Origin of the sequence: uncultured Roseovarius sp., assembly GCF_913054395.1 — a bacterium.
Classification (GTDB): domain Bacteria; phylum Pseudomonadota; class Alphaproteobacteria; order Rhodobacterales; family Rhodobacteraceae; genus Roseovarius.
This window is the reverse complement of record NZ_CAJXIP010000076.1, coordinates 1-16,728: the sequence shown is the minus strand read 5'-3', so window position 1 is coordinate 16,728 and position 16,728 is coordinate 1. Positions and strand designations below refer to the sequence as shown.

Annotated in this window: 19 protein-coding genes and 1 pseudogene; 13 read left to right on the top strand and 7 right to left on the bottom strand. The window is 61.7% G+C overall.

Annotation, left to right across the window (positions count from 1 at the left end; genetic code table 11):
- Both QZ522_RS11595 and QZ522_RS11590 read left to right on the top strand, forming a co-directional pair.
- The coding region (locus QZ522_RS11595; RefSeq protein WP_294611425.1) for a twin-arginine translocase subunit TatC at nt 1-816 on the top strand (816 nt) is incomplete at its 5' end.
- 3 nt (nt 817-819) lie between these two features.
- Nucleotides 820-1,656 (top strand): ATP-binding protein, encoded by an 837-nt coding sequence (locus QZ522_RS11590; RefSeq protein ID WP_294611428.1) that lies wholly within the window; start codon nt 820-822, stop codon nt 1,654-1,656.
- Between the two features lie 255 nt (nt 1,657-1,911).
- Here the strand turns inward: QZ522_RS11590 and QZ522_RS11585 are convergent.
- Together QZ522_RS11585 and QZ522_RS11580 are read right to left on the bottom strand one after the other, a co-directional pair.
- Nucleotides 1,912-2,804, bottom strand: a pseudogene (locus tag QZ522_RS11585) (fructose bisphosphate aldolase).
- Nucleotides 2,805-2,895: 91 nt separating this feature from the next.
- Nucleotides 2,896-4,080, bottom strand: a complete 1,185-nt coding sequence (locus QZ522_RS11580) for a phosphoglycerate kinase (protein WP_294611422.1) — start codon at nt 4,078-4,080, stop codon at nt 2,896-2,898.
- A gap of 128 nt (nt 4,081-4,208) precedes the next feature.
- On the opposite strand from QZ522_RS11580, the gene QZ522_RS11575 reads away from it, so the two are divergent.
- From QZ522_RS11575 to QZ522_RS11555, 5 genes are all read left to right on the top strand, one after another.
- On the top strand, nt 4,209-4,715 hold the full coding sequence (locus QZ522_RS11575) for a peptidylprolyl isomerase (RefSeq protein ID WP_294611419.1): 507 nt from the start codon (nt 4,209-4,211) through the stop codon (nt 4,713-4,715).
- On the top strand, nt 4,708-5,256 hold the full coding sequence (locus QZ522_RS11570; RefSeq protein WP_294611416.1) for a peptidylprolyl isomerase: 549 nt from the start codon (nt 4,708-4,710) through the stop codon (nt 5,254-5,256). Before QZ522_RS11575 ends, QZ522_RS11570 begins: the two co-directional genes overlap by 8 nt.
- A 4-nt stretch (nt 5,257-5,260) precedes the next feature.
- Complete coding sequence (locus tag QZ522_RS11565) at nt 5,261-6,067, top strand: DUF4336 domain-containing protein (protein WP_294611413.1); 807 nt, start codon at nt 5,261-5,263, stop codon at nt 6,065-6,067.
- Nucleotides 6,068-6,158: 91 nt separating this feature from the next.
- The gene (locus tag QZ522_RS11560) at nt 6,159-7,124 is read left to right on the top strand and encodes a DUF3179 domain-containing protein (RefSeq protein WP_294611410.1); all 966 of its coding nucleotides are present in this window, start codon (nt 6,159-6,161) and stop codon (nt 7,122-7,124) included.
- Between the two features lie 289 nt (nt 7,125-7,413).
- Nucleotides 7,414-8,706 carry a DEAD/DEAH box helicase gene (locus QZ522_RS11555; RefSeq protein ID WP_294611407.1) on the top strand — a complete coding sequence of 431 codons (1,293 nt, stop codon included), beginning with the start codon at nt 7,414-7,416 and terminating at the stop codon, nt 8,704-8,706.
- Between the two features lie 51 nt (nt 8,707-8,757).
- Here the strand turns inward: QZ522_RS11555 and QZ522_RS11550 are convergent, their stop codons facing one another.
- Genes QZ522_RS11550 through QZ522_RS11540 form a run of 3 tightly spaced genes read right to left on the bottom strand, consistent with a single transcriptional unit; the run spans nt 8,758 to nt 11,595 of the window.
- Nucleotides 8,758-10,179, bottom strand: a complete 1,422-nt coding sequence (locus tag QZ522_RS11550; RefSeq protein ID WP_294611404.1) for a protein adenylyltransferase SelO — start codon at nt 10,177-10,179, stop codon at nt 8,758-8,760.
- Between the two features lie 31 nt (nt 10,180-10,210).
- Complete coding sequence (locus QZ522_RS11545; RefSeq protein ID WP_294611401.1) at nt 10,211-10,657, bottom strand: GNAT family N-acetyltransferase; 447 nt, start codon at nt 10,655-10,657, stop codon at nt 10,211-10,213.
- Nucleotides 10,654-11,595, bottom strand: a complete 942-nt coding sequence (locus QZ522_RS11540; protein ID WP_294611398.1) for a nucleoside hydrolase — start codon at nt 11,593-11,595, stop codon at nt 10,654-10,656. Before QZ522_RS11540 ends, QZ522_RS11545 begins: the two co-directional genes overlap by 4 nt.
- A gap of 329 nt (nt 11,596-11,924) precedes the next feature.
- Between QZ522_RS11540 and ihfB the strand changes: the two genes are divergently transcribed.
- The 6 genes from ihfB (at nt 11,925) to trpB (ending at nt 15,698) form a co-directional block, all read left to right on the top strand.
- The gene (ihfB, locus tag QZ522_RS11535; RefSeq protein ID WP_294611394.1) at nt 11,925-12,206 is read left to right on the top strand and encodes an integration host factor subunit beta; all 282 of its coding nucleotides are present in this window, start codon (nt 11,925-11,927) and stop codon (nt 12,204-12,206) included.
- Nucleotides 12,207-12,209: 3 nt separating this feature from the next.
- Nucleotides 12,210-12,560, top strand: coding sequence for a lipopolysaccharide assembly protein LapA domain-containing protein (locus QZ522_RS11530; protein WP_294611391.1), 351 nt, complete (start codon nt 12,210-12,212; stop codon nt 12,558-12,560).
- 9 nt (nt 12,561-12,569) lie between these two features.
- The gene (locus QZ522_RS11525) at nt 12,570-13,217 is read left to right on the top strand and encodes a phosphoribosylanthranilate isomerase (protein ID WP_294611388.1); all 648 of its coding nucleotides are present in this window, start codon (nt 12,570-12,572) and stop codon (nt 13,215-13,217) included.
- Nucleotides 13,208-13,660, top strand: coding sequence for a GNAT family N-acetyltransferase (locus tag QZ522_RS11520; RefSeq protein ID WP_294611385.1), 453 nt, complete (start codon nt 13,208-13,210; stop codon nt 13,658-13,660). The genes QZ522_RS11525 and QZ522_RS11520 overlap by 10 nt, the downstream gene beginning before the upstream one ends.
- 63 nt (nt 13,661-13,723) lie before the next feature.
- Nucleotides 13,724-14,353, top strand: a complete 630-nt coding sequence (locus QZ522_RS11515; RefSeq protein ID WP_294611382.1) for a class I SAM-dependent methyltransferase — start codon at nt 13,724-13,726, stop codon at nt 14,351-14,353.
- A gap of 118 nt (nt 14,354-14,471) precedes the next feature.
- Nucleotides 14,472-15,698 (top strand): tryptophan synthase subunit beta, encoded by a 1,227-nt coding sequence (gene trpB, locus QZ522_RS11510; RefSeq protein ID WP_294611379.1) that lies wholly within the window; start codon nt 14,472-14,474, stop codon nt 15,696-15,698.
- Nucleotides 15,699-15,779: 81 nt separating this feature from the next.
- Here the strand turns inward: trpB and QZ522_RS11505 are convergent, their stop codons facing one another.
- Nucleotides 15,780-16,157, bottom strand: a complete 378-nt coding sequence (locus QZ522_RS11505; RefSeq protein WP_294611376.1) for a DUF2237 domain-containing protein — start codon at nt 16,155-16,157, stop codon at nt 15,780-15,782.
- Nucleotides 16,158-16,217: 60 nt separating this feature from the next.
- The coding region (locus QZ522_RS11500) for a serine hydrolase (RefSeq protein ID WP_294611374.1) at nt 16,218-16,728 on the bottom strand (511 nt) is incomplete at its 5' end.

The window sequence follows — 16,728 nt, the reverse complement described above, 5'->3', positions numbered from 1 at the left end:
CTGCAGTTTCTGGTGCATCCGATCGAGGCGACCCTGCGCGAGCTGGGCGACCCGTCGCCGACGCTCCAGTATACCTCGCCGCAGGAATATCTGTTCACCCTGTTCCGGATCTCGATGGTGTTCGGGTTTGCCCTGTCGTTTCCGGTGATCGGCTTCCAGCTGTGGCGTTTCGTGGCGCCGGGGCTCTACAAGAGCGAAAAGGGTGCCTTCATGCCGTTCCTTGTCGCCTCCCCATTCATGTTCCTGCTGGGGGCGTCCTTCGCGCAATTTGTCGTGACGCCACTGGCAATGCAGTTCTTTCTGGGCTTTGCGGATGTGAGTTCGATCTTTGCCTACCTGCTGTCGCGCGCCTCGGGCGAGGTGCCGGTGGATGTCGCGGTGGTGCCGGAGACCAGCGAAGGTATCAAGATCACGTTCTTTGGCAAGGTCAACGAGAGCCTCGACATTACGCTGAAGTTCATCATGGCCTTTGGTCTGTGCTTTCAGCTGCCGGTGCTGCTGACCCTGATGGGCAAGGCCGGGCTTGTGAGCGCGGCCGGTCTGCGAAGCGTGCGCAAATATGCCGTGGTCGCAATTCTGATCCTTGCCGCCTTGGTGACGCCACCTGATGTTGTGACGCAGGTGATCCTGTTCGTTGTGGTCTATGGTCTCTACGAGCTGTCGATTCAGTTGGTCGCCCGCGTTGAACGCAAGCGCGAAGCCGAGCTGCGCGCGCAGGGGCTCTGGGTGGATGACGACGAAGACGAGGATTTCGACTTTGATGATCCGCTCACCGATGCCGTGGCCGAGGACGAGGACGACAAGGGTAAAAGCTAGATGATGACCGACCCTATGGAACGTATTGCCGCCGCGCTTGAACGCATCAGCCCGGCGCCGATCGCGGCCCCCGATTTTGCAATGGCTGACGCTTTCGTGTGGCATGTGAGCCCGGATCGCCTTGTGCCGGTGCCGAAGGTCAACCGGGTCGAGATGGAGCTTTTGCTCGGGATCAACCGCGCCCGCGATACTCTGCTTGAGAATACGCTTCAGTTCGCGCGCGGCCTGTCGGCCAATAACGCGCTTCTGTGGGGCGCGCGCGGGATGGGGAAATCGAGCCTTGTGAAGGCGGTGCATGCCGCCGTTCTGGCCGAGGGGCTGCCGCTCAAGATAGTGGAGTTGCAACGCGAGGATCTGCCCACCGTCAGCCGGTTGCTGTCGCTGTTGCGCGAAAGCGGTGAGCGGTTTGTCCTGTTTTGTGACGACCTGTCGTTCAGTCATGACGATCAGCATTACAAATCCCTCAAGGCGGTGCTGGATGGCGGGATCGAGGGGCGCCCCGAGAACGTGGTGTTCTATGCCACCTCGAACCGTCGCCACCTGATGCCGCGCGACATGATCGAGAACGAACGGTCGTCGGGCATCAACCCCTCCGAGGCGGTCGAGGAAAAGGTGTCTCTTTCGGATCGCTTTGGGCTTTGGCTTGGGTTCCATGCTTGTGATCAGGATCAGTATCTGGCGATGATCCGTGGCTATTGCGATGCACATGGCGTCGAGATTGACGACGCCACATTGCGCGCCGAGGCGATCGAGTGGCAGGCGACGCGCGGCTCGCGTTCGGGGCGGGTGGCCTGGCAGTATTTCAGCGATCTGGCCGGGCGGCGCGGAATCGCCGTCTAGCGGCTTTTAAGAGCATGTTGCCCAAAAGTGGCAATCGGTTTTGAACGTCTTGAAAATCCGACATCAAGGTGGATACTTTAACAGCGGAGCGGCCCGAGGGCCGCGCAGGGCGGTTTGCGTTCGGGCCACGCAGGCCTTGGGGGCTTTGCCCCCAAACCCCCAGAGCATTTCGACCAAGAAGAATCTGGATGTTGGGGCACGTGAAAAAGGAGCGTCGGATGGGGCGCCCTTTCTTGGTTCGCCAAGGTTTGGCGGTCAGCCGCTGACCGAGGCCTTGTGGATGGCCTCGATGGCCTCGGAGAGGGCGGCGTTGAATTCAGCGTCGCTTTGCTGGGCCGAGAGACCTTCGGTCAGGGCGCGGCTGAAGCTTGCGATGATGCCGGTATTCTGGGCCAGACGCACGTTTGCCTCGTCGCGGCTGTATCCGCCGAGAACGCCACGACGCGCAGAACACGCGGGTGATTGACAAGGGCTGCGTAGAGGTTCGGGACCTCGGGCAGGGTGAGCTTGAGCATCACTTCCTGATCGGCGGGCAGGGCGTCAAGTTGCTTGAGCAGGGCGTTCTTCAGGATGGCCTCGGCCTCGGCCTTGTCCTTGATCGAGATGGTCACTTCGGGCTCGATGATCGGCGTCAGGCCAGACGCGAGGATCTGTTTGCCGATCTCGAACTGCTGCGCGACGACGGTCTCGATCCCCGAGGGCGAGGCGGCATCGATCACCGAGCGCATCTTGGTGCCGAAAATGCCCGCGGCGACAGCGCGCGCCAGCAGGGCGTCGAGGTCGGGCATCGGTTTCATCAGCTTGACGCCATCGGCGGCCTCGGCAAGGCCCTTGTCGACCTTGAGAAAGGGGACGACGCCGCGCTCTTGCCAGAGATACTGGGCGGCGGGTTTGCCGGCGATGTCGCGGTCCATGGTCATCTCGAACAGGATCGCGCCCAGCACCTTGTCGCCGTTGAAGGCCGGGGCCTGGGCGATGCGCGAGCGCATGGCATGGACCAGGTCGAACATCTCGGCCTCGGAGCTATAGGCGCTTTCGTCGATCCCGTAGAGGGCAAGCGCCTTGGGGGTCGATCCGCCGGACTGGTCAAGTGCCGCGATAAAGCCCTGACCGCTGCGAATCTTGTCTGCCTGGCTGATTTTCGTCATGTCTGAGGTCCCGCTTGATGATGTCACGTTTGCTGCCGCTTCTAGGCGAGCGGCGCGTGGGGTGCAATGATGGTCGCGCTAACAGGGGGGCTTAGGTCTTGAGGGCGGCGACGCCGGGCAGGTCCTTGCCTTCCATCCATTCAAGGAAGGCGCCGCCGGCGGTCGAGATATAGGTGAAATCCTCTGCTGCGCCTGCCTTGTTGAGGGCCGCGACGGTATCGCCGCCGCCCGCGACCGAAATCAGTTTGCCCTCGCGGCTCAGCTTTGCGGCATGGCGCGCGGCGGCATTGGTGGCGGTATCGAATGGCTCGATTTCGAAGGCGCCGAGCGGGCCGTTCCAGATCAGGGTCATGGCCTTGTCGAGTGCGGTGATGATCCGCGCCACCGCCTGTGGGCCTGCGTCAAGGATCATGGCATCGGGCGGGCAGGCATGTGCGCCGAGCACCTCATGCGCGGCACCGGCGGCGAATTCGCGCGCAACGACAACATCGGCCGGAAGCAGGATCTCACAGCCCGCAGCGCCAGCCTTGATCATGATTTCGCGGGCGGTTTCGGCCATATCGTGTTCGCACAGCGACTTGCCCACATTCAGGCCCATGGCGGCGAGAAAGGTGTTGGCCATGCCACCGCCGATCACCAGGCAATCGACTTTGCTGACCAGGTTGCCGAGCAGGTCAAGCTTGGTCGAGACCTTGGCGCCGCCGACCACGGCCATGACCGGGCGTTTGGGCGCCCCAAGCGCGGCTTCGAGAGCCTGCAATTCGGCCTGCATCAACCGACCGGCGCAAGACGGCAGGTGCCGGGCAAGCCCGGTGGTCGAGGCATGGGCCCGGTGGGCGGCGGAAAAGGCATCGTTACAATAGACATCGCCAAGCGTCGCAAGGCGGGCGGCGAATTCGGGGTCGTTGGTCTCTTCGCCGGGGTGAAAGCGGATATTTTCGAGCAGCAGCACCTCGGAGGCAAGCGCCTCGTCGGTGAGGTTCTCGGCTCCCTCAAGCGTTTCGATCAGGCGCACCTTGCGTCCCAGGGCGGCCTCAAGCGCGGGCACGGTCACGCGCAGCGACATGTCGAGAACGACCTTGCCCTTGGGGCGCCCGAAATGCGCCAGCAGGATCGGCTTGCCGCCCTTGGCGAGGATATCCTTGACGGTCGGCACGATGCGTTCGATCCGGGTCGCGTCGGTCACATGGCCGTTTTCCACGGGCACGTTGATATCGACCCGCACCAGCACGCGCTTGCCGCTCAGATCCAAATCGTCAAGGGTTTTCCAGCTCATCGAATGACGCTCCTTCGTTTCTTTCGGCCTCTATTGGCGCGCGCGCCCGCAGGCGTCAACCTCTGCGCTTGGCAATCGCGCCGGAAGCGCCTAGGTATTCGGGGAAAGTTTTGTGCAAGGAGGGCCAGATGGCCGAGATTAAAGACCCCGAAAACACCATTCTGATCGAACTCAAGGATGGCACCGTCGCGATCGAGCTTCTGGTCGATATCGCCCCCGCCCATTGCGAGCGGATGAAAGAGCTGGCCCGTGGCGGTCACTATGACAACGTCGCCTTTCACCGGGTGATCGACGGCTTCATGGCGCAGACCGGCGACGTGCAGCATGCCAATATGGAAAAGGACTATAACCCGCGCATGGCCGGCACCGGCGGCAGCGACCTGTCCAACCTGAAGGCGGAATTCGGCCGTATCCCGCATGATCGCGGTACCATCGGCGCGGCGCGCAGCCAGAACCCGGACAGCGCGAATTCGCAATTCTTCATCAATTTCAAGGACAACAGTTTCCTGAACGGCCAGTACACGGTCTATGGGCGTGTCCTTTCGGGGATGGAGCACGTGGACAAGATCGCCCGCGGCGAGCCGCCCGCGAACCCCGATCGCATGATCAGCGTCAAGGTGGCCTCTGATGCGTAAACTGGCCTTTGTTTTGTCTCTGCTGGCGGGCCCTGCGTTTGCGTCGGGCTTGCAGATCGAGGTCGAAGGCGAGGCGAACGGCACCATCACCATCGACCTGCGCGAAGACCTTGCCCCCGCTCATGTCGAGCAGATCACGGCACTGGCCGCGGAAGGGGCCTATGACGGCGTGGTGTTTCACCGCGTGATCAAGGGGTTCATGGCGCAGACCGGCGATGTGCAATTCGGCAAGCTTGAGGGCGGCGACATGTCGCGCGCAGGCATGGGCGGCAGCGACCGGCCCAACCTCAAGGCGGAATTCTCGCAAGAGCGATTTTTGCGCGGCGTGGTCGGCATGGCCCGCTCGCAGGATTTCGACAGCGCCAACAGCCAGTTCTTCATCATGTTCGAGCCGGGTGAATTCCTGAACCGACAGTATACCATCGTTGGTGAGGTGACGGAGGGCATGGATGTGGTCGACCAGATCAAGCTTGGCAATGGGCCCAATGGCTCTGTTGTCGGGCGTCCTGACGTGATGAAAAAGGTCACCGTGATCGAGTGACCCCATGACGCAGGCCACAGGATACGAGCCGCTCAATACTCTCAAGCCGCTGGCCGAGGGGATCTGGCTTGTGGATGGGCCTGCGATCCGATCCTACGGATTTCCGTTTTCCACCCGCGCCACGGTTGTGCGGTTGGAAAACGGGGATTTGTGGGTGCATTCCCCCACCAGAATAACCGAAGGCCTTTGCGGCGAGCTTGACGCGATTGGCCCGGTTGCACACCTGATTGCACCGAATGCGCTGCATTTTGCCCATCTCGGCGACTGGCAGGAAAGGTATCCCCGTGCCACTGCCTGGGCCGCGCCGGGGGTGGTGGAACGGGCGGCAAGGAACGGCCTGACACTCGCGGTGGAGCGCAAGCTCAGGCCGGATCGCGCCGAGGCGCCGTGGAAAGGCCAGCTTGAGCAATTGATCGTGGCGGGAAGCAAGACCCATCGCGAGGCGGTGTTTTTCCACAAGGCGAGCCGGACCCTGATTCTGACCGACCTGATCGAGAATATCGAGACCGCCAGGATCGCGGCGCGGTTCAGGCCGTTTGTCTGGCTCAACGGGATTGATGATACCGACGGCAAGATGCCGCCGATCCTGCGGTGGGGATTTCGTGACAAAGAGGCCTTGGCCGATAGCGTCGAGGCGATGATCGGCTGGGCGCCCGAGCGGATCGTTCTGGCGCATGGGCGGTGCTATCTGCGCGACGGCGTCGGCGAACTTGAGCGCGCCTTTCGCAGGCTGCTGCGAGTGCGCAAGTGGGATCGCGTCATCGGCCAGGCGAAAAAGAAAGAGGCCCGCGCCAGGCAAGAGCGGCGCTGAGACCCGATCATCGCGCGTCACAATCGCGTGGGTGGGGCTAGGCAGGCATGGCCAGTGGCGGCATCATGACCGGCATCCAGGGAGTTTGCCGATGACCCGCTTTATGACGATGCTGAGCGCCTTGATCGTGATGGCCGGGCTGGCACAGGCCGATCCGTCGTTCTGGCGCCATGAATGGCCAAATACCAATTTCAACAGGACCAGTGTCACCAACTGGACCGAGATCATGTCCGGCGGTCCGCCGAAGGATGGCATCCCGGCGCTGAGCAATCCGGATTTTCACAAGGTCGGGTCAGAGCGGCGCATTTCGGGCACCGAGCCGGTGATCACGGTCGAAATCGACGGTGCCAGCCCGCGCGCCTATCCGCTGCGCTATCTGACGTGGCATGAGATCGTGAATGACAGGGTCGGCGGCATTCCGATCGCGGTCACCTTCTGTCCGCTGTGCAATTCCGGCATCACCTTTGACCGACGCATTTCACGCGGCACGCTGAGTTTCGGAGTGTCGGGCAAGCTGCGCAATTCGGACATGGTGATGTTTGACCGTGAAACCGAAAGCTGGTGGCAACAGGCGATTGGCGAGGCGATTGTCGGTGACCTGACCGGGACCAAACTCAGGGCCCTGCCAAGCTGGATGGAAAGCTTTGCCCAGTTCAAGGCGCGCAATCCGAACGGCCTTGTGATGTCAGAGCCCGAATACAACCGCAGCTATGGGCGCAATCCCTATGTCGGTTACGACAGGTCGGCGCGACCGTTTCTTTATACCGGAGAAAACCCGCCGCATGGCATTTCGCCGCTGGAACGGGTGGTGCGCGTCGGCGACCGCGCCTGGCCTCTGACGCGCATCCGCGCCGAGGGCGGGGTGCGCGAAGCTGGGGTGAACATCAGCTGGGAACCCGGGCAGGCCTCGGCGCTTGATCACGCGACCATCGCCAAGGGGCGTGACGTGGGCACGGTACGGGTGCGCGACGGGCAGGGGCGCGATCTGGCGCATGACGTGATGTTCGCCTTTGCCTTTCACGCCTTCTGGCCCAAGGGGCGCTGGATGATCCGCTGATCAGGGGGCTGGTCGGGGTCTGTTTCAACGCAAAGCTTGACTTTGTGGCCCCGCGCCCTCATATGCCGGTCAACCGACATTTCCTGCCGCGTGAGCAGTGCCGCCAATAATGGCCGCCTAGTAATGAAATGTCGCGGATTGATCCCAAAATCACGCGTGGGGCAAAACGTCTGCTGGGCATCGGGGCAATCGGTCTCGGGTCACTTGCAGGCGCAACCACGATTACGGGTTGCCATGAGGCTTGCCCGTCACGGTCTGCGGCATGTGCCCGGACCCGAAAGGATATGAAGTGAACCTTTTTCAGGAAATGGGTCTGCCCAATGAGCTTGTGCGCAAACTGGGCGCCATGGGTATTGAAGAGCCGACCCCCATCCAGACCCACGCCATCCCGCATGCCCTCAATGGGTTTGACGTGATGGGGCTGGCGCAGACAGGCACCGGCAAGACCGCCGCCTTTGGCCTGCCTTTGCTGGCGCAACTTATCGAAATGAAGGGCAAGCCCACGCCGAAATCCGTGCGCAGCCTGATCCTGGCACCGACCCGCGAACTGGCCGGTCAGATCCGCGACGCGCTTTTCCCGCTGGTCAAGGACACACCGATCAAGATCGGTGTCGTGGTTGGCGGCACCTCGATCAATGCCCAGATCAAGCGGCTTGAGCGTGGCACCGACATTCTTGTGGCGACGCCCGGTCGCCTGCTTGACCTGTTGGACCGTCGCGCGCTGCGGCTTGACGAAACCCGGTTCCTCGTGCTCGACGAGGCCGATCAGATGCTTGATCTCGGCTTTATCCACGCGCTGCGCCGGATCGCGAGCCTGATTCCGGCAGAGCGTCAGACCATGCTGTTCTCGGCCACCATGCCGAAACAGATGGAAGAGATTGCAAGCACCTACCTCAAGCACCCCAAGCGGGTACAGGTTAGCCCTCCGGGCAAGGCCGCCGACAAGATCACCCAAGAGGTTCACTTTGTTGCCAAGGCCGCCAAGCCGGATCTGCTGGTCGAGATGCTGGGCAAGCACAAGGACGAGCTGGCGCTGGTCTTTGGGCGCACCAAACACGGCTCGGACAAGCTTGCGCGCAAGCTTGAACAGGCTGGTTTCAAAGTGGCTGCGATCCATGGCAACAAAAGCCAGGGCCAGCGGGACCGGGCCCTGAAGGCGTTCCGCGACGGTCAGGTCAAAGTGCTTGTCGCCACCGACGTGGCGGCGCGCGGGCTTGATATTCCGGACGTGAAGCATGTCTATAACTTTGAATTGCCGAACGTGCCCGATAACTATGTGCACCGCATCGGGCGCACCGCGCGCGCCGGGCGGGATGGCTGTGCGATTGCGTTCTGTGCGCCGGATGAAATGGGCGAACTGAAGGACATCCAGAAGGTCATGGGCATTTCGATCCCTGTCGCGTCTGGCCGTGCGTGGGAGGTTCTGCCTGACCCCAAGGCCAAGAAACAGCCCTCGGGTCGTGGTGGCCCACGTCGTCGCGGTGGCGGCGGCGGTGGCAAGCCCGGTATGGGGCAGGGCAAGCCCGGCGGCGGCAATCGTCGCCGCAAACCCGGCGGTGGCCCGCGCGCAAGCGCTGCCTGAAAATTCAAGCGGCGTCGGGGAAACCCCGGCGCCGTTTTCTTTTGTCCGCCCTCAGGTGCCGCAGTAGGTCTGTTGCACCACTTCGGAGGGGTGCGGCGGTCGCGCCAGGTCGCTGGCCTCGGGCTGATCCTGATAGGGATTGGCAAGCACCGTCAAGAGCCGCTCGAACGGGGCAAAATCGCCGGAAACGGCCGCCTCGATCATTTGTTCGATGCGATGGTTGCGCGGGATAAAGGCGGGGTTGGCTATGGCCATTATGCCCTTCGGATCCTGTTCGGCGGTCAGGCGGGCGCGCCATTGAGTTTCCCAGTCGTCAAACGCCGCCGGATCAAGAAACTGATCGCGGGCACTGCCGCTGTACAGGGCGCGGAACGTATTGGTGAAATCGGCGCGGTTGTCGGCCATCCGTGCCAGAAGATCACCGATCAGCGCGGCATCTGCGGTCGTGGCGCGGGCAATCCCGATCTTGCGGCCAAAAGCGCTGCGCCATTCGGTTTCGATCTGGTCGGGCATTGCGTGCACCAGCGCGGTAAAATCCTCGATCGCCTCATCCTGATCGGGCATCAAGGGCACCAGCGCGGTGGCAAGCTGTGCCATGTTCCAGACGATGACATGCGCCTGGTTGTCATAGGCATAGCGCCCATGGGCGTCGATCGAGCTGAACACGGTCTGGGGGTGGTAGGCATCCATGAAGGCGCAGGGGCCGTAATCTATGGTTTCGCCGGATATCGCGGTGTTGTCGGTGTTCATAACGCCGTGGATAAAGCCCACCGCCATCCAGCCCGCGATCAGCCTGGCCTGACGCCGGATGACTTCGGCCAGTAAATGCGCCGGGCCTTCAACATGCGGATAATGGCGCGCGACGGTGTAGTCATAAAGCGCCTGCAACCCGTCCAGATCTCGGCGGGCGGCGAAGTATTGAAAGGTGCCGACGCGCAGGTGACTGCTTGCCACGCGGGTCAGGATCGCGCCGGGCAATCCGCCCGCCTCGCGATAGACCGTCTCTCCTGTGGTCACGGCGGCGAGTGCGCGTGTCGTCGGCAGGCCAAGCGCGTGCATCGCCTCGGAGACCACATATTCGCGCAGCACCGGCCCAAGCCAGGCCCGCCCGTCGCCCATCCGGCTATAGGGGGTGGGGCCAGAGCCCTTGAGCTGAATGTCGCGCCGTTGTCCGGCACTATCAATCACCTCGCCAAGCAAAAGCGCGCGCCCATCGCCCAGCTGTGGGGAGAAACCGCCGAACTGATGCCCGGCATAGGCCTGCGCCAGGGGATCGGCACCGCCTGGCTGGCGGTTGCCGGCGAAAACCTCGGCGATTTCGACGGAATCGTCACAGGTGATGCCCAGTTCATCCGCCAGCGGCGTGTTGAACCGGATCACCCTGGGCGCCTTGACCGGCACGGCGGTCTGGCGCGTGAAAAACCGTGGCGGCAGGTGAACGTAGGTGTTTTGAAAGGGTATGTTCATGTTCATTGACCTAACGTAAGCATTTTGCCGAAAAAAGCTACATTTCGCGCGTCAGCAAACAGTAGTCGTCGCGCGGGAAAAACCGCAGCTTTTCATAAAGCTTACGCGCGCGGGTGTTATCGCGGCGCACTTCAAGGTGCAACGCCTTCAATCCGGCGCCGGCAAGGGCCTTGGGCAGGCTGCTCATCACCTCGGTTCCGATGCCGCGCCCACGGACGCCGGGACGGATGTAAAGCTCGTCGACAAAGCCGTCGAGGCCGGCGAATTCCACCGACCAGCCAAAGCTTATCACGATATAGCCGATCGGCGCGCGTCCGGGGCCGATAAGATAGGCCGCGCCATGCGGGCTGCCTTCCAGAAGGGGCATCAGGGCGGCATGACGGTGGGCGTCTTCCTGAACGATCTGCGCCTCGTCGTGAAAGGCGCGTACAAGCGGGAGGAGCCGGTCAAAATCTTCGGGTTTTGCCAGATTAAGCGCCGTCATAGCCGGGCCAGCCTTTCTATCAGAAGGTCAAAAAAGCCTTCGGCATCTATGGTGTGGATAAAGGTTGCATTGGGGCGGCGTCCGGTCGTGCCCCACCAGTCGGTGACGGTCATCCCCATGGTCAATTCGGACCGGGTTTCGATTTCCACATTCACCTTGCGTCCCTGAAACAACTCTGGCCGGAGCAGCCAGGCGATCGTGCAGGGATCATGCAGTGGCGCGCCACCCTCGCCATATCGTTCGGGATTGTAGCGTTCGAAAAACCCTGTCAGTTCGGCCACCGCGCGCCCGACCGGGGTGCCGATGGCGCGAAGCGCGGCATTGCGCGCAGGGGTCACAAGCGCCTTGTGGGTAACATCCAGCGGTATCATCACCAGCGGCACACCGGCGCGGAACACGATTTCGGCGGCTTGCGGATCGACATGAATATTGAACTCGGCCACCGGTGTCACATTTCCCTGAGCAAAATGCGAGCCTCCCATAAGGACAATTTCATCTATCTTATCAATTATATCTGGGGCGTTCTTAAACGCTGTTGCGATATTGGTCAGCGGCCCGATCGGGACAAGCGTGACACTTTTGTCCGGGCGGCTGCGCAGGGTGTCGATGATGAACTCGACCGCGTGTTGTTCCTGAAGCGGCATCGTCGGGTCTGGCAGGGTCGGCCCATCAAGGCCCGAGCGGCCATGTACATGCTCTGCGGTCACAAGATCACGGCCAAGGGGGCGGTCGCATCCGGCGTAGACGGGAACATCAGCTTTGCCTGCCAACTCACAGATAACACGCGCATTTCTTGTCGTTAAGTCAAGCGGAACATTGCCCGCGACACAGGTAAGTCCGAGCACCTCAAGCTGTTCGGGACAGGCCAGGGCCAGCAGAATCGCAACGGCATCATCCTGACCGGGGTCTGTGTCGATGATGATTTTGCGTGTGGTCATTGGCCCCTCGTTTACTTGCGACGACCATGCGGCGGGCGCGCGGAAATGTCCACCATTGCGGCCGGTCCTGCGCGTGCACCCGCCGAATGAAGGAGGCGGGACGGGCCTTTGCGAATCAAATCGGATGCCGCAATGCAGAATTCCGGTGCGCCGCCGTCAACTGTGGCGCGAGAGCGTCCCGGCGCATTAATTCGCGCCCAGAATGTCAAATATTTCATATATTTCCGCCTCTTGGACCCGGCTTTCTGTTTGGGTTTCGTGCGATTGTGATTATAGTCCCTGCAACCGCCACCATCTGAAAAGCAATAAAACCGGGGGAGAAACCACCGATGATCCGATCGGAACTGATCCAGAAAATCGCCGATGAAAACCCGCACCTCTATCAGCGTGACGTCGAGCGTATCGTGAATACCATTTTCAACGAGATTACCGATGCCATGGCCGGGGGAAACCGGGTCGAGCTTCGTGGGTTCGGTGCTTTTTCCGTCAAGCAGCGCGATGCGCGCACCGGGCGCAACCCGCGCACCGGTGAAAGTGTGCAGGTCGAGGAAAAGCACGTGCCCTTTTTCAAGACCGGCAAGCTTTTGCGTGACCGGCTGAACGGGAAATAGTCCATGCGCTACATTCGCTATGCCTCTATCGCCATTTTCGCCCTGGCGCTTATCCTGATTGCGCTTGCCAACCGGGCGCCGGTGACGCTTCGGGTGTTGCCGGATGAGATGGCTGGCCTGGCCGCGCTGAACCCGACCTATCAGATGCCGCTGTTCCTGGTTATCTTCGGCGGCATTCTGGCCGGTCTTGTCGTCGGCTTTATCTGGGAATGGATTCGCGAAGCGGGCGAGCGGGCCGCCGCCGCCCGGCAGGCGCGTGAACTTGCAAGCCTGCGGGCCGAGGTCAAGCGCCTCAAAGGTGAAAAGCATCAGGGCAAGGACGAGGTTCTGGCACTTTTGGATCAGGCCAGCTAGAAGGCGCATATGCCTGAGAATATCCGTGTCAAAATTTGCGGCCTGACCGCCGCGCAGGATGTGTCTGCTGCCGTCGCGGCGGGGGCGTCTTATGTGGGATTCGTGTTCTTTGAGAAGTCGCCGCGCCACCTTGCGCTTGAAAAGGCGGCGGCACTTGCCCTTCCGGTGCCGCCGGGGGTCGCCAAGGTCGCGCTGACGGTTGACGCGGACAACGCCCGGCTTGATGCGCTGACCGCCGCCGTGCCGCTTGATTTCCTGCAACTTCACGGTCACGAGACGCCCGAGCGGGTGACCGAAATCAAGGCGCGCTATGGCCTTCCTGTGATCAAGGCGCTTGGCGTGGCCGGGGCCGACGATCTGGCCCGGATCGACATCTATGCCCGCGTTGCGGACCAGCTTTTGATTGATGCCAAACCGCCCAAGGGCGCCACCCGTCCGGGCGGCAACGCGCTTGCCTTTGACTGGACGCTGATCGCGGGGCGGCGCTGGACTTTGCCCTGGCTTTTGGCGGGGGGGCTTGTGCCGGGCAATGTGGCCGAGGCGATCAAACTGACCGGCGCGAAGCAGCTTGACGTTTCCTCGGGGGTTGAAAGCGCGCCGGGCGTCAAGGATCCGGCACTTATCCGCGCCTTTATCGAGGCCGCAAGATGCAGCTGACGTTTCGTCCGGCACACCGCGTGGATGTGGCGGCCGTGGTGGCGCTTTTGGCCGATGACGTTTTGGGGCAGGGACGAGAGCTTGACGATCTGGCGCCTTATCTTGCGGCGTTTTACGCGATGCGGACCGAGGGCAACAACCAGCTGATTGTCGGGGTCAATGCGGATGGAACGGTGCTGGCGACCTATCAGCTGACGCTGATCAGCGGGCTGTCTCTTTCGGCGGCGCGGCGCGCTCAGGTTGAATCGGTGCGCATTGCCAGTTCCATGCGCGGTCAGGGGCTTGGCCATCAGATGTTCGCGGATGTCGAGGCGCGTGCCCGCGCCGCCGGTTGCAGCCTTATCCAGCTCACGATGAACCAGAGCCGCGCGGAAAGTCGGCGGTTTTACGAAAGCCTCGGCTTCACGGCCTCGCATTTCGGGTTCAAACGCGCGCTAGACTAGGCGGATCGGTTGACAGGCCCGCGCGCAGGCAGGATGCTCTGAGCGAACCGACCGGAGACCCAGATGACCCGCGATCCCGATGACCTGAGCGACGTTTACGGCGCCAAAACCCCCGATCAATCCCGCGCGATCTATAACGATTGGGCGCAGAGCTATGAGGCGGACAACCTGGCGCGGGGCTTTCGCCTGCCTGCGCTTGGTGCGGGCATGTTCGCGCGCCACATGGGCCTTGTCGAGGGGCCTGTGCTTGATGCCGCCTGTGGCACCGGGCTTGTCGGGGAAAGCCTTGCGATCATGGGCTATGGTCCGATCACAGGCTGCGATCTGTCGTCCGGCATGTTGGAGGCGGCGCAACGAACCGGAACCTATGACGCATTGTTCGAGGCCGATATGGGCGAGGGGCTACCGTTTGAGGATGATACATTCGCGGGCTTTACCTGTCTCGGCGCCTTCGGTCCCGGTCATGCCCCGCCCGAGAGCCTTATCCACCTGAGCCGGGTAACGCGCTCTGGCGGCATCGGTGTTTTCAACCTTCTGGAGGCCACGTGGAAAGAACAGGGCTTTCAATCGGTGCTGGAATCGCTGGTCGATAGCGGTCAGGTCCGGATCATCCAGCGTTCGGTGCCTTTCCGGCCGTTTCTTCTGGCCGAGCCCGATTTGTGGTCGCGGCTCTATGTGATCCGCCGCAGCTGAGCGGTGCATAGATTTTTCGGCGAAAAATCTCGGGTGCCGCGCAACCGCTTTTCGCTGGAAAATCCTTACGGCCTCCCATATTCATCCACAACACATCCCGGATGAGAAGGCCCTTGCGATGAACGATCTTTTCAACAGCTTCATGACCGGCCCCGACGAAAAGGGCCGCTTTGGCGATTTTGGCGGGCGGTTCGTGTCTGAAACCCTGATGCCGCTTATTCTGGAGCTTGAAGAACAATACGAGCGCGCCAAGACCGATGACAGTTTCTGGGCGGAAATGAATGATCTGTGGACGCATTATGTTGGCCGTCCCAGCCCGCTTTATTATGCCGACCGCCTGACCCAGCATTTTGGCGGCGCCAAGATCTATCTCAAGCGCGACGAGCTGAACCATACCGGCGCGCATAAGATCAACAATGTGCTGGGACAGATCATTCTGGCCCGTCGCATGGGCAAAAAGCGCATCATCGCCGAAACCGGCGCCGGTCAGCACGGGGTCGCCACGGCAACCGTCTGTGCCAAGTTCGGGCTGAAATGCGTGGTCTACATGGGCGCGCATGATGTTGAGCGTCAGGCGCCGAACGTTTTTCGCATGCGGCTTTTGGGGGCCGAGGTGGTGCCGGTCACATCCGGGCGTGGCACGCTCAAGGATGCGATGAATGATGCGCTGCGCGATTGGGTGACCAATGTGCGCGACACCTTCTATTGCATCGGTACGGTTGCGGGCCCGCATCCCTATCCGGCGATGGTACGTGATTTTCAGTCGATCATCGGCAAGGAAGTCCGTGAACAGATGCAGGCCGCCGAGGGCCGTCTTCCCGATACGCTTATTGCGGCGATCGGCGGTGGGTCGAACGCCATGGGGCTGTTCTATCCGTTCCTGGATGACAAAGAGGTCAATATCATTGGCGTCGAGGCCGGCGGCAAAGGCGTGAATGCCAAGATGGAGCATTGCGCCTCGCTGACCGGCGGGCGCCCGGGTGTGCTGCATGGCAACCGGACCTATCTTTTGCAGGATGACGATGGCCAGATCCTTGAGGGGCATTCGATTTCAGCAGGGCTTGATTACCCCGGTATCGGCCCCGAGCATAGCTGGCTGCACGAAACCAAACGTGCGCAATATGTCTCGATCACCGATGCCGAGGCGCTTGAGGCGTTTCAGCTGAGCTGTGAAAAAGAGGGCATCATTCCCGCGCTTGAGCCAAGCCATGCGCTTGCCCATGTGATGAAAATCGCGCCGACCCTGCCCAAGGACCACCTGTTGGTGATGAACATGTGCGGCCGCGGCGACAAGGATATCTTCACCGTCGCCAAACACCTTGGTTTTGACATGAGCGGCGCCTGAGCCGCCCCGACCTTTCAACGCAAATCGCCAGGCGGGTGGGTTACACCGGCCTGGCGGGCACCCATTTCCCGAGACAGGACATCACTGCGTCTTGGCGTTTTCTTCAAGGATCGCCAGCGGAACGATATCGAGTGCGCGCATGTGGGTGGCTGCAAGGCGCACCTTGGGCGGACAACCTTCGTCGTGGGCCTGAAGGAAACGCGCGGCGCAGAGGCACCATTGATCCCCCGGCTTTAGCCCGGCAAAGCCGAATTCCGGCTTGGGCGTGCTGAGGTCATTGCCGACATATTTGGAATAGGCAAGAAACTCTGCGGTCATCAGCGCACAGACCGTGTGGCTGCCCTGATCCTGCGCGCAGGTATTGCAATGCCCGTCGCGGAAAAACCCGGTGACAGGGTCATTCGAGCACGGCTCAAGTTCGGTGCCCATGACATTGATGGCGGGGTCTTTTTCGATCATCGCGCGGGCCTCTCTTTCACAGCCAAGCCTAGCGTGGATTACGGCCCCGTCAATCCCGCGCTAAAGGCCATCGGCGAGGGCACGCAACATGGCGATATTGGCGTCATGCACGCCGGGTTCGCGGAACTTGCGGTCAGCGGCGGTGACGACAATCACCACATCGCTGTTCTGGTCGATGAAAATATACTGGCCATAAATCCCGCGGGCGATGAATTGGCCCTCGGGGGCGCCCTTGGGAATCCACCACTGATAGCCATATCCGATCTTGTCGGGCAGGGTCGGGGCGCTGGCACGGGTCGAGGCGCGCACCCAATCCGCCGGTACGACCTGTTGCCCCTGCCAGCGGCCCATCTGCTCGAACATCATGCCAAATCGGGCATAATCGCGGGTGGTCAGGTTCAGCCCGCCAAGAGCAAAGGCAACCCCCTCGCCATCTGTCAGGTAATAGGGCTCGGCCTCAAGCCCGAGGGGGGCGATGATCTTTTCCGACATGAGGTCGGCAATGCCCCGCCCGGTGGCGCCGCGCACCACCGTCCCAAGAACATGGGTGTCGATCGAGACATATTTCCAG

Bases quoted from the DNA above. Each gene is read 5' to 3' on its own strand.
- QZ522_RS11590 (WP_294611428.1), top strand. From the start codon at position 820: ATGACCGACCCTATGGAACGTATTGCCGCCGCGCTTGAACGCATCAGC.
- QZ522_RS11580 (WP_294611422.1), bottom strand. From the start codon at position 4,080: ATGAGCTGGAAAACCCTTGACGATTTGGATCTGAGCGGCAAGCGCGTG.
- QZ522_RS11575 (WP_294611419.1), top strand. From the start codon at position 4,209: ATGGCCGAGATTAAAGACCCCGAAAACACCATTCTGATCGAACTCAAG.
- QZ522_RS11570 (WP_294611416.1), top strand. From the start codon at position 4,708: ATGCGTAAACTGGCCTTTGTTTTGTCTCTGCTGGCGGGCCCTGCGTTT.
- QZ522_RS11565 (WP_294611413.1), top strand. From the start codon at position 5,261: ATGACGCAGGCCACAGGATACGAGCCGCTCAATACTCTCAAGCCGCTG.
- QZ522_RS11560 (WP_294611410.1), top strand. From the start codon at position 6,159: ATGACCCGCTTTATGACGATGCTGAGCGCCTTGATCGTGATGGCCGGG.
- QZ522_RS11550 (WP_294611404.1), bottom strand. From the start codon at position 10,179: ATGAACATGAACATACCCTTTCAAAACACCTACGTTCACCTGCCGCCA.
- QZ522_RS11545 (WP_294611401.1), bottom strand. From the start codon at position 10,657: ATGACGGCGCTTAATCTGGCAAAACCCGAAGATTTTGACCGGCTCCTC.
- QZ522_RS11540 (WP_294611398.1), bottom strand. From the start codon at position 11,595: ATGACCACACGCAAAATCATCATCGACACAGACCCCGGTCAGGATGAT.
- ihfB (WP_294611394.1), top strand. From the start codon at position 11,925: ATGATCCGATCGGAACTGATCCAGAAAATCGCCGATGAAAACCCGCAC.
- QZ522_RS11530 (WP_294611391.1), top strand. From the start codon at position 12,210: ATGCGCTACATTCGCTATGCCTCTATCGCCATTTTCGCCCTGGCGCTT.
- QZ522_RS11525 (WP_294611388.1), top strand. From the start codon at position 12,570: ATGCCTGAGAATATCCGTGTCAAAATTTGCGGCCTGACCGCCGCGCAG.
- QZ522_RS11520 (WP_294611385.1), top strand. From the start codon at position 13,208: ATGCAGCTGACGTTTCGTCCGGCACACCGCGTGGATGTGGCGGCCGTG.
- QZ522_RS11515 (WP_294611382.1), top strand. From the start codon at position 13,724: ATGACCCGCGATCCCGATGACCTGAGCGACGTTTACGGCGCCAAAACC.
- trpB (WP_294611379.1), top strand. From the start codon at position 14,472: ATGAACGATCTTTTCAACAGCTTCATGACCGGCCCCGACGAAAAGGGC.
- QZ522_RS11505 (WP_294611376.1), bottom strand. From the start codon at position 16,157: ATGATCGAAAAAGACCCCGCCATCAATGTCATGGGCACCGAACTTGAG.